Genomic DNA, 12,444 nt, shown 5'->3' with positions numbered 1-12,444 from the left:
TGACGAAGAAATAATAGGGATCTACATTGTGAATCAATTTTGTTAGGAAAAGAGCGGGTTTTCAAAGTGAAGATGAGTTTTAGGAAAAATAACTTTGTTGAAGGAAATGCTTTGTGATCGTATTTGTATCTAATGAGTTATCTTTGTTTTATTACTAGCAAAAATTGTACAGCCAATTTTTATATAGATACAAAAGGAATAGAATCGATATTCAGTTGAATATGGAATTGATGGGGAGTAATATTCATGAAATTATTAAATTGGTTTTATAAAATTTCGAAAAAGGAAAGAATATACTATTTTGATTACAAAAAAATTAAAAATTACAAGCTCTTAGCAATGTTGCGGATAAGAAATGAATCCCTAATTCTCCAAGATACATTAGATCATTTGAGTGAATTTGCTGATGGGATTATATGTTATGATGACGCCAGTACGGATAATACTTTTGAAATTTTAAAAAACCATAAGAAAGTTATAGCAATAATTAGAAACTTTCATTGGGAGACAACATCTGAGGAACGGTTAAAAAGTGAAACAGAACATCGTGATAATCTTCTTCGGTTATCTTCGCGTTATTCTCCTGAATGGATATTTTGTGCCGACGCTGATGAGCGGTATATAGGAGAAATTAGAGAATTTATAAACTCAGATGATTCTCAAAACGTTGATATAGTTAAAATTCAACTGTTTGATGCCTATATAACCAAGGAAGATCAGCAGTCTTATGCACCTACGAGCAAACTCCTCAACTTCAGGAAATATTTCGGGCCTGAAAGACGAGATATTGTTATGTTATGGAGACCAAATGCGAGTATTAAATATATTGGATTGGATTCGAGAGAGCCTTCATATACTGAGGACAGTAGTATAGTTACCATGTTTTATTGTCAACATTATGGGAAATCTCTGTCAATTCAGCATTGGGAAGAAACTTGCGATTATTATGCTAATTATTTTCCATATGAGCCATATGGAAAAAAGTGGACTGAAAGAAAAGGAAAGGCGGTTCATGAAAAGTCAGACTTTGATCGTGCTTTGTATAAATGGGGATATGAGCTTTTCAGTAATGCAGTTAATATTAAGCCATAATTTAATTGTACAGGACGAGTTCTAAATCGTCTTTTAAACGGTTTCTGTTTTCCATAAGGGATCGGGAAATACTTTGCTACAGAGGAAAGAGAATAAAACAATAGGAGACTTTTTACGCAACGGCGGGAAACTTGACTGAGGAATGATACGGAATTGCATTATGAGTCGAATCGGCAAAGAGCTACATTTTCAAGACAAGGGCGATTTTTGGTTAAAGTTGAAGTACTATTAGAGCGAATGCTCTTTCAGAAGAGCTTCAGTCATACGAAACGATTTTTAGCATCGACATTAATGTAGTTGTATAATCCTATCTGCCTTGGGCAGATGTCGTTTAATTAAATATTTCGGTTAATCGGCAGACCTGAAATACAGATGTTAATGACCTAGAAGGAGCATGCCATTATGTTTGTCGTCTAAGGTGAGACACTTTTATCTAAAGGGTGAAATAAATATTATGTCAAAAAAGTACGTTTGGGTCTCAGGTATAACTGGGATCTTGTTACTCGCTTATTTTTATGCATTAAATGTGATGGAACCGTTGTTTGCGGATGATTTTGCGTATAGCTTTATTTTCGCAACAGATACCAAAGTAACGAGTTTATTGGATATCTTCCAATCCTTGCATGTACATTATTTTACCTGGGGTGGTCGGTTAGTTGCACATTTTTTCGGCCAGCTTTTTTTGCTACTGGGAAAACCCATCTTTAATATCATGAATGCCATCATGATGGTGTTGCTGATTGGAACAATTTTGTGTTTTGTGCGTTTAAGAATGATGAACCGTGTACAAGATGTTGGATCTTTGCTTGCGGTAGTAATTTTGTGCTGGTTCGGTCTGCCAAACTTCGGGGAAACTTCAATCTGGTTAATTGGCTCTGTCAACTACTTATGGACTACTGTATTTATTATGCTTTTTTTATTCCCTTACCGCTATCTGGCCGTAGAAAAGCCAATGCTGAAAGATAATTATCTGATTGGTGTGTGTATGGCCTTGCTTGGTTTTTTGGCCGGTATGACTAATGAAAATACTGGTTCAATTGCATGTATGCTGGTGGCAATTTTATATGTGTATTTAAAATGGATCAAGTCAAAAAAATTACCCAATTGGTTCTATACAGGCGGTATAGGCGTTTTTCTCGGATTTGCAACTATGATTGTTGCTCCGGGCAATAATAAACGATCTGAAGCGATCAATTATCATGCACCATTACTGCAGAGATTGAAAGATTATGCGCATAATCTTGAAGGGGCATTGATCGAGCAAAAGTATTTGCTGCTTGTTCTGGCTATTCTGCTTGTTATTAACATTTTTGCACTGATCTATTTCAAAGCTTGGAAATTGAAAAAGGAAAATGTCTATTTTGCGATCCTTTTTATGTTTGCTGGCTTTATGAGCTTTTTTATTATGATTGCTTCCCCTATTTTCCCTATCAGAGCCTCTTATGGGGGAGCGGCCTTTTTAATCGTGGCTTGCTTGTTTTTAATCGAAAACCTGAATATTGAATTGAAATTCTCAAGAGTACAAGCGGCGATAGTTGTTGTTTTTACGGTAGTGATGCTAATATCCATGTTTTCGGCTTTCAAAGGCTATGTGCAATTAAATCGGGAGAATACAGCTCGAATTGCGACCGTGAACGAAAACAAAAACAAAAACAATTACGACATTATTCTACCGCTGTTTACAGATGGCAATAGATACGTATTTGTCAGAGATATTGAGGATCAGCAATTTGCGTACTATTTCAATAAGTATTACGGTTTAAGCAGCGTAATTGCCGAGGATCAGGCCGTGTTGGATGCTTTGGAAAACAAGGATACTCTTTATGGCTTACCGTCCATTCTTGACCACAAAAACTTTTATTTTTACAAAAGCATAACCATTAATGACATCAAGCTGATTAAAGGGGATAATAAAGAATACTTATTGTTCATTTTTAGAAACGATACTAATGTTAATGATATGAGCAACTTAAGATTTTTTATTAATGCTTTTCCTTTAAATAATGATATTTCGCTGCTGCAGGAGGATCGCCAAAAGTTTGGATATGATAATTGGGATATGGCACCTGTAGCAAAAAAAATTAATGGAACCACATTTTTCGTTCGTGAGATTAATGGGAATCTTGGGAATTATCAAAATGTAGAAATGGGATTTTATTCAGTCGCTGACGGGCGCAAAGGAAACGTGCTTGGTTTAAACAAAGAAGAGCTTGCAGGAAAAATTGAGCCGAGCCATGATATCAAAACAAGCGGCAAGGCTTTAATGAAAGAACCATTTAAGTTGAGTGACAATATTACGATGGATGAGTTCAAACTTAATCAATTCAGTCCTGAGGAACTTCAGGTAATAACACGCCTTGCGATTTCAGACTATCAAATGCTGCATGGAATGTATCTGTTTATACACGCATATCCTGCAGATTCAGAGATCAATAATTTGCCTGCAGAGCGTGTTAAGTTCGGTTACGCCAATTGGGACTTTGAATTGGGCGCTGCAACACAAGATGGATTTTGGACTCACACAGCTAAATCCCGAATAAGGTCCTTCAAAAAAATAGATATTGGTCTTTATAATGAAAAAGGCAATATTGGCAAGGTTCTTACATTATATAATGTCCAACTATAAGATAATTGGATGATATCATGCGAAAGAAGTGATAAAGATTCTAACTCTTTTTAAAGAATTTTATAATTCCAAAGGCCTTATTTTAAAACTGGCTAAAAATGATTTTTGGGCTAAATATGCCAGTTCTCAACTTGGGATTTTGTGGGCTTTTGTCCAGCCTTTGATGACTATTATTGTATATTGGTTCATTTTCGAAATAGGATTCCGTGTAGTTCCGCTTAACAATATCCCATATATTTTATGGCTGATGTGTGGTCTTATTCCATGGTTCTTTTTTTCTGAAGCCCTTGGCAACTCGACCAACAGCTTAATTGAATACAGTTATCTGGTAAAAAAAGTTGTGTTTAAAGTCAGCATTTTGCCAAGCATCAAAATTATTTCGGCACTGTTTGTACACGTATTTTTTATGGCTTTTTTATTGTATGTGTATTTCTTGCATGGTTATGAGCCCACAATTTATATGTTGCAACTTTTTTATTATCTTTTTGCGCTGTGCTTTTTATTGCTGGGTTTGTCTTACATTACGGCTTCATGCGTCATTTTTTTTCGGGATTTGAATCAAATCGTGGCTATCATCTTGCAATTTGGAATATGGCTGTCACCTATTTTGTGGCAACCCTCTTTGTTTCCGGCCAAATATTTAACTTTATTGAAACTGAACCCTATGTATTACATTGTTGAAGGATACAGGGACTCGCTGGTGAGTGAGGTCTGGTTCTGGCAAAAGCCCGAGATGACGCTGTACTTCTGGTGTGTTTCCTTTATTGTTTTTCTGGTTGGAGCATTGTTCTACAAAAAATTAAAACCTCATTTTGCTGACGTTTTATAAGGATGGAGTGTTAAGATGAGTGCTGAAGTTGTAATTGATGTAAAAAATGTCAGCAAAATATACAAGTTATATGCCAAGCCAGCTGACCGGCTTAAAGAAGCATTGCATCCGATGAAAAAAAAATATCATAACGATTACGCTGCTCTTGACAATGTCTCATTTCAAGTTAGAAAAAAGGAAATTGTAGGAATACTCGGTACAAATGGTTCCGGTAAATCCACCATTCTGAAAATTATTACCGGTCTATTGAATCCAACGAGTGGTACAGTGAGCGTTCATGGTAAAATATCCGCGCTTTTGGAACTGGGTGCAGGGTTTAACCAGGAGCTTACTGGCATTGAAAATATTTATTTAAATGGAACTATGATGAATCTGAGCAAGGATGAAATTGATGAGAAGTTGCAGCAAATTCTCGATTTTGCTGATATTGGGGATTTTGTTTACCAGCCCGTAAAAACTTATTCAAGCGGTATGTTTGCCAGATTAGCTTTTGCAGTAGCCATCAATGTTGAGCCGGATATATTGATTGTGGACGAGGCGCTGGCTGTTGGGGATATGTTTTTTCAGGAGAAGTGTTATGAGAAAATGAAGGAAATGGTGCAAAGCGGAGCTACCATTCTGTTTGTGAGTCATAGCCTAAGCGCAATCCGTAACTTTTGCAGTCATGCAGTCTGGATTGAAAAGGGCATACTGAGAGAAGAGGGACCGGCAGATGAAATTTGCGAAAAATATAAATATTTTATCGAACAAAAAGAAGCAAAAGAAATTGTAATGGCCACTGATGCAGAAGAACTTACCGATGAGCTTGCCGGTAAAGCTAAAAATAAGATTTTTGTAAAAAAAATTCAAATTAATAAAAACGTAGTGGTTACCGGAGAGGATATTGTATTCACAATTGAACTCGGTTTCAGAGAATCCGGCTTGAAATACGGTGTGGGATTGATCGTTTATAATGAGAAAGGCGACATTGTCACTCTGTTTAATACTGTTCGTGATGATGTGAAATTAGACCAGCCTTATTCCGTATTTAAAATCAAAGTGGAGAATAATGACTTTTTAGATGGACGATATTTCATTTCCGTTCATATCTCTGATGAAATGGCTATGTATCCTTATGATCGTAATGACTATGTGTCCGAATTTAGAGTATTGCCCAAGAAAAATCTGCGCGGATTGCCTGTTGGGGAAGGATATTTTAGATGTAAGCATGAATGGGAGATACTAGAGTGATATACATTGTTGGAATAATTTGGTGAGTTTGGGTGGTGTATGATGATTAGAAAGATGTTGCGCTTTATTATTGTAATAATCGTCACGTTTGCTTTTGTATCTTCAGTATCTGCTATCAAAAATAGCAATCTTTTTGCCCCGGAGGTGTATAAACTCAAGACGATCAATCTGGGCACAAATCTGAATGCAAACTTTGGAGAGATTACAAATGCTAAAGTAATTGAACAGTCCTTTTCTGCCAAACAGGATGGTCTTGCTAAAGTCGAACTGTTTTTTTCTACATTTAACAGGCAAAATGACAGTGAAACGCTGTTATCTCTATATGAAGCAGATACAAACCAATTAATAAGACAGGCAAAATTCAATAACATTCAGGCCAAAGATAATGCCTATAGCGAGTTGTCCTTCGATCCTGTTGAGAATTCAAAAGGCAAGATGTATATTTTGAGGATAAGCTCTAATACAAGTGATCCTTCCCAGGCAGTAACCCTCTGGAAGGACAACACCAGCCTGGCGGACGGAAATCTGTCATTTGCGGGGCAGCACCAGGAAGGCAGTCTGGTAGGCAAACTTATTTACCAGAACCAATTTACTATTAAGGATATTATAATTAACGGTCTTTTCTTTAGTTTTTTGAATATTATTCTGTTTGAATTATTGCGATTTATAAAAAATAAGTAGGGGACAATTATGATTAATAAGTTCCGAGTAATCATGCGTGCAATTCACCTGGTTCGCGATAAAGGCATAAAAAGCTTTATCAACAAGGCTCATGAAAAATGGTTTCAACTTTCTTTTTCAGAGCCTCCTTTTGTGCCGTTGGCTGAACAGCAGCTTGAAGAGCAGAAAAACAGAATATTCGACATCCAACCCAAAATCAGTATTGTCGTCCCTGTTTACAATACAAACCCCCTGTTTTTAAAGCAGATGGTTGACTCTGTACTGAACCAGACCTATTCCAATTTTGAATTGTGCTTATTTAATGGCGGGAGTACAGAGGGCGATGTCGAGAAAGTAATAAACCATTTTATATCCAAAAGTGATAAAATAGTCTATGCATGCTCGGAAACTAATTATGGAATCTCTGAAAATACAAATCGCGCACTGGCACTGGCAACGGGAGAATATATTGGGTTGCTTGATCATGACGATTTGTTGACGCATGACGCATTATATGAATGCGTAGACGCTATTAACAGACACGGTGCAGACGTCATTTATTCCGATGAAGATAAAATTATCGGTAATACAGGGAAACATATCAGTGTCCACAAAAAACCAGACTGGTCTCCAGATACATTGCTGAGCTACAACTATATCTGTCATTTTTTGGTTTTTAAAGCTTCCTTGCTTCAAAGCACGGGACTATTTAATAGTCAATTCGATGGAAGCCAGGACTACGATTTTATTTTAAGATTGACTGAACGAGCAATCTGTGTCCATCATATCCCAAAGGTTTTGTATCATTGGCGAATTAGCGAGAATTCCACAGCTGCCAGCTATTCAGCCAAGTCTTACGCCCTGCAGGCTGGAAAAAATGCCCTGCAGAACTATGTGTCAAACCGAAACGAATCATTGACAGTGAATGAAGGCGCATTTCATGGCGCTTTTAATATAACTCCAGTTTTAAATGAGATACAGACAGCAGCTTTGTTTTGCCTGGGCAATTGGGGAAGTACACAGTCTATAAAAGAGTACTATGCCAGTCTTAATATCTCTTCCGAATACCGACCGTTTGATGTAGTGATGATGAATTTTACTCCATTTCATAAAGATGCATACAGCATTGCCGAGCAGTCTTCATACTATAAAGTGTATGACTGCAGTGATAAAAATGTTGCTGAAGCATTAAATGGTTTGTTAAAAAAAAGTAATGCTGATCATGCCATCGTTATAAATGCGGATATTCACTCTTTGGCTGATAATTGGTACAAGATTTTAATAGCGGAAGCTGTCTCAACCGAGTCAGCTGTTATAGCTCCCAAAGTTTTGAACAAAAAAAATAAAATCAGCAGTTATGGACTTGCGGTTAGCCAAAAAGGAATTATAAATCTATATCATAATATCAATTCTAGCTTTTTTGGTTATTTCGGTCGACTTAAAATCGCACAAAATATTACGGCAATCAGCCCTGAATTGTTCCTGTTGAAAAAAGATGCCTACAAATATTATGGGGATTTTGATGAAACCTATACTACCGATTTGACCATTGTGGATTATTGCCTGCGTGTCAATTTTCTTTCTGGTCACGTTAAGCTAGTGAATCATGAGCTTTTATATACTCGACAATCCCATTCCTATTCATGGCCTAAAAATGAACGGGAAGTTATGCTAGAGAAATATAAAGATTATTTGCAAGATAGGGATCATTATTATCCACTTGATTTTTTATATAAACCTGAAGGACTTTGAATATAATCTTTTATTTTGATAGGAGCGCCTGGTCAAATGAGAATTTTATTTACTCTTCATGATTTACAATACAGTGGGGGGACGGAAACCTTTACTTATAGTCTCGTCAAAGAATTTTTGCGACAAAACCATGAAATCTTTCTTTATTCCACTCGAATTGGTCAGTTAGCAGACAAATATACCGAGATCGGTGTACTTGTCACAGACGAAATCGCTTCTTTGCCTGATGATGTTGACATTATACATGCCCAGCATCGTGCAGAAGCAATCTCCGTTTATTATAAATATCCTTCTGTACCTATGGTATTCACATCGCATGGCATTATTCCATGGCAAGAGAAGCCAGTCTTTATTCCCTCAATTGTCAAGTATGTAGCTGTTAGTGAAGAGGTACAACAACATTTGATTCAAAACTGGAGCATTCATGAAGATCAAATATCCATTATCCGTAATGGAATCGATCAAACCCGGTTTCATCCTAGGACCCCGGCTCATGAAAAACCCGAGACCATTTTGTTATTGTCTAACCGTTATACTTCATATGTTAAAGAGGTTTTGGAAGAAGTAGCCAACAAAGCAAGCATGAAGCTTAACATTGTTGGGCAATCGCACAACAATGTGTGGGAAGTAGAAGAGGAAATTTTGAATGCCGATGTGGTTGTTTCATTGGGACGAGGCATACTGGAAGCCATGAGTTGTGGAAGACTTCCGCTTGTATTTGATTATAATGGCGGCGATGGTATTGTAACACCCGATACTTATTATGAATTCCGTCAGAAGAATTTTTCTGGAAGGAAAAACAGTGAAAAGTACAATGCCGATCAAATTATTGAATTAATTCAAAAATTCTATACGCGTGAGATTATTGAAGCCAATTTGGAACTTGCTGTTCAATTCCATGACATTAGAACGATTGCGGAACAGTATTTTGAGCTATACAAGCTTGGCGAGCAAAAAAGAGATAGTATCGTTACGATCGATCCGCAAATTATGGAGTATCTCATAGAAGGATATTCTTTTGCTGGAAAAGAGATTGTACAAAAAGAGAAGAACTTAAAATATTTGCTGGAAGTTAAAAAAGTCAATGAGGCCAATGAAGTCAGATTGAGTGAAAGCCTGACAGAGATGCAAGCTGAGCAAGCAAAACTTATGCAAGATCGAGATGAAGCAGTGAAGCAGCAGGCACAATTAAAATCTGAACTGGAAAAGACGGAAGCAACTTTGAATCGCGAAATTGTTACTTTGACGCAGATGGCAACCAGTAAAGACATTCAAATTCAAGATCTGGAATTTGAAAAAGAAGGGGTTCTTAATCAGCTGGAATTTGAAAGAGAAAGATTTCTTAACCAACTGGATCAAAAAGAAAACAATACAAGATACTTGCTCGAACTCACAAGGGAAAAAGATAAGGAACTGGAAAGTATTTATAGTTCTCGCTCCTGGAAATTGATTGCCAAAGTCAAAAAATATAGAAGATGGGTCAAAAAAGGCATAGCTAATCCAAAATTGGCGATCAAGAAACTGGCTAATCGGAATCATTCCCTTCCCGCCCCTATTCCTGTGAAAAAATATGCGGAACAACAAGTGAATGGAGATATTCCTCGCATCAGTGTAGTCATTCCTGTATATGACCGAACAGATGTGTTGCGACAAAGTATAGATTCGATTTTGAATCAAACGTATCAAAACTTTGAACTGATCATCGTTTGCGATGGTTCTCCGGATGAAACGCTAAAAATCGTAGATGAGTATAAAGATCATGAGAAAGTTCGCATTTTTAAATATTATAACAACAGTGGTAACGCGGTACGTGGACGAAACAAAGCCATTCGTGAGGCGCGCGGAGAATTTCTGGCTTTTCAAGATAGTGATGATATTGCAGAACCAAATCGCCTGGAAATTTCGTTGAATTATATTAATGAATTTAAAGCGGATGTTGTTTATGGAGGCTGGCGAGCTCTTGTGGACGGATCACGCATGATTGATATTAAGAATGGGCAGGAAGTATTAAGTCCAGATTGCGGATATGATGAATTGCTCAAAATGTGTGTCCCTTGCCAAAGTACCGTAATGTTGCGGTTGGATGCTGTCAGAGCCGTAGGTGGACTAAAAACAAATATGCGCTATCGCGAGGACCACGAATTATGGCTCAGAATGGCGTATAAAGGATATAAGTTCAAATCAATACCTTTGATGTTAACTAATCTTAGATTACATGGCAACAACCTGGAACTTTCGTTTAAAGACGACGATAATCACTGGTTTGATCTGATGCTGGAGGAGCACAAAAACATTGTAGTAATGAAGCCTAAGATTGCCTATCTTATTCCAGGATGCGGCATATCAGGTGGTATCGCAGTAGTGTGTCAGCACGCAAACCGTTTGTTAAATCGTGGATATGATGTGCTGCTTATTACTGAGGATATTCATCGAGAGATCAACTGGTTTCCGAACCAAAAAGTTGAGATAATCGGTATTGATGAAGCACCGACTAATTTGGATATTCTTGTTGCAACAGGTTGGAGCACTGCTTATACCATTGCTGATATTCCTGCAAAGAGAAAAGTATATTTTGTTCAATCCGATGAGAGCCGCTTTTATCCTGCAGGGTCTTTTGAAAGTCAAAAGGCATGGGATTCATATAAATTCGATTATGAATATATGACGGAAGCAAAATGGATTCAAAAATGGTTGAAAGAAAAGTTTGGTCACGACTCTACCTATGTTCCTAATGGATTGGATGAGAATATTATTTTCCAAACAGATCCAATTACCAAAAAAGGCGATAAAGTAAGGGTACTGCTTGAAGGACCGATCGATATTCCATTTAAAGGGATGGAAGATGCCTTTAATGCTATTAATGATCTGGATTGTGAAGTGTGGTGTGTAAGTTCAGCGGGGAAACCGAAAAAAGAATGGAAATGCGATGTATTCTTTGAAAAGGTGCCAATGGGCCAGATGAATCAAATCTATTCCAGCTGTGATATCCTCGTTAAACTGAGTAGGGTCGAAGGATTTTTTGGTCCGCCTCTAGAAATGATGGCTTGTGGAGGAACTTGCGTAGTTGCAGATGTAACTGGTTATGATGAGTATATTGTCGATAATTATAACGCACTGGTCGTGGAGATCGGGGATGTTGAAGGCGCAAAGCAAGCTGTTAAAAAGCTTATCGAAGATACTGAGCTTAGACAGCGTCTGACTGCGAATGGTAGAAAGACAGCAGAAGAATGGAGATGGGAGCCGAGCATTGACACATTGGAAGAACTGTATTACAAAAATCTTAGTACTGGAAAGGTAGAGGTATGAGAATATTAGTAACCGGAGGAGCTGGATTTATCGCTTCTCATATTGTTGACAGATTGATTGCTGAACAACATGAAGTATGCATTGTTGATAATTTGTCCACTGGAAAGCAAGAAAATATTAATCCTTCGGCTATTTTTTATAATGTGGATATTCGCAGTGAAGAGTTATTGGAAGTGTTTGAGAACTTCAAGCCGCAGATTCTAATACATCATGCTGCCCAGATTAGTGTGTCGCATTCGGTTGCTGATCCTTCACAGGACGCATCGATCAATATTAGCGGGACGATTAATATCTTGGATTGTTGCTATAAAACCGGAGTACAAAAAATTATCTATGCTTCTTCAGCAGCAGTGTATGGCTATCCAGAAGAACTTCCTGTAAAGGAGAGTGCCAAGCTTTCTCCGCTGTCACCCTATGGACTGTCCAAGTTAACACCTGAATTTTATATTCAGTTGTACTCCAATCTTCATGGTCTTAAATATACGATTTTGCGTTACAGCAATGCTTACGGCGAACGGCAGGATCCTAAAGGAGAAGGCGGTGTGATCTCAATTTTCCTGGATAACCTTCTTGCTGGCAAGGAGATTCAAATTCACGGTGATGGTGCTCAAACTCGTGATTTCATTTATGTCAAAGATATCGTTAACGCCAATATTGCGGCTCTTACCAAAGGGGAAAATTGCATTACTAATATCAGCACACAAACAGAAATTTCGGTGAAAGAATTGTTTGAAATGATGCGTAATATACTGGGAATCGATGTTTCCGCTTATTATATGCAGGAGCGTATAGGCGATATTAAATACAGCTCATTAAGCAATCAACAGGCGCAGCTCATCCTTGGCTGGACAAGTCAATTCACTTTATATCAAGGCTTGAAAGAGACAATCAACTACTATCAGAATATTTCTGTTAAATAAACGATATAACTAATAGAAATCGGAGGATT

8 protein-coding genes are annotated in these 12,444 nt (G+C 37.5%); all 8 read left to right on the top strand.

Going from position 1 to position 12,444, the window contains the following annotated elements:
- The first annotated feature begins 246 nt into the window (after positions 1 to 246).
- The gene (locus tag HFE01_RS09620; RefSeq protein ID WP_167437842.1) at positions 247 to 1,092 is read left to right on the top strand and encodes a glycosyltransferase family 2 protein; all 846 of its coding nucleotides are present in this window, start codon (positions 247 to 249) and stop codon (positions 1,090 to 1,092) included.
- A gap of 454 nt (positions 1,093 to 1,546) precedes the next feature.
- On the top strand, positions 1,547 to 3,718 hold the full coding sequence (locus HFE01_RS09615; protein WP_167437841.1) for a DUF3329 domain-containing protein: 2,172 nt from the start codon (positions 1,547 to 1,549) through the stop codon (positions 3,716 to 3,718).
- 28 nt (positions 3,719 to 3,746) lie between these two features.
- The gene (locus HFE01_RS09610) at positions 3,747 to 4,547 is read left to right on the top strand and encodes an ABC transporter permease (RefSeq protein WP_167437840.1); all 801 of its coding nucleotides are present in this window, start codon (positions 3,747 to 3,749) and stop codon (positions 4,545 to 4,547) included.
- Between the two features lie 15 nt (positions 4,548 to 4,562).
- The gene (locus HFE01_RS09605) at positions 4,563 to 5,777 is read left to right on the top strand and encodes an ABC transporter ATP-binding protein (RefSeq protein WP_107733870.1); all 1,215 of its coding nucleotides are present in this window, start codon (positions 4,563 to 4,565) and stop codon (positions 5,775 to 5,777) included.
- A gap of 42 nt (positions 5,778 to 5,819) precedes the next feature.
- Positions 5,820 to 6,458 carry a hypothetical protein gene (locus tag HFE01_RS09600; RefSeq protein ID WP_107733871.1) on the top strand — a complete coding sequence of 213 codons (639 nt, stop codon included), beginning with the start codon at positions 5,820 to 5,822 and terminating at the stop codon, positions 6,456 to 6,458.
- 9 nt (positions 6,459 to 6,467) lie between these two features.
- Positions 6,468 to 8,189 (top strand): glycosyltransferase family 2 protein, encoded by a 1,722-nt coding sequence (locus HFE01_RS09595; protein ID WP_167437839.1) that lies wholly within the window; start codon positions 6,468 to 6,470, stop codon positions 8,187 to 8,189.
- A 36-nt stretch (positions 8,190 to 8,225) separates the two neighbouring features.
- Positions 8,226 to 11,495 (top strand): glycosyltransferase, encoded by a 3,270-nt coding sequence (locus HFE01_RS09590; RefSeq protein ID WP_107733873.1) that lies wholly within the window; start codon positions 8,226 to 8,228, stop codon positions 11,493 to 11,495.
- A complete protein-coding gene (locus HFE01_RS09585; protein ID WP_107733874.1) occupies positions 11,492 to 12,415 on the top strand; it encodes an NAD-dependent epimerase/dehydratase family protein in 924 nt (307 codons plus the stop codon). Before HFE01_RS09590 ends, HFE01_RS09585 begins: the two co-directional genes overlap by 4 nt.
- Positions 12,416 to 12,444: the final 29 nt, after the last annotated feature.

This window comes from Paenibacillus sp. EKM10P, assembly GCF_011800655.1.
Lineage (GTDB): Bacteria > Bacillota > Bacilli > Paenibacillales > Paenibacillaceae > Paenibacillus > Paenibacillus polymyxa.
Note: the sequence above shows the minus strand (reverse complement) of the source record. Positions and strands in the feature narration are given on the sequence as shown.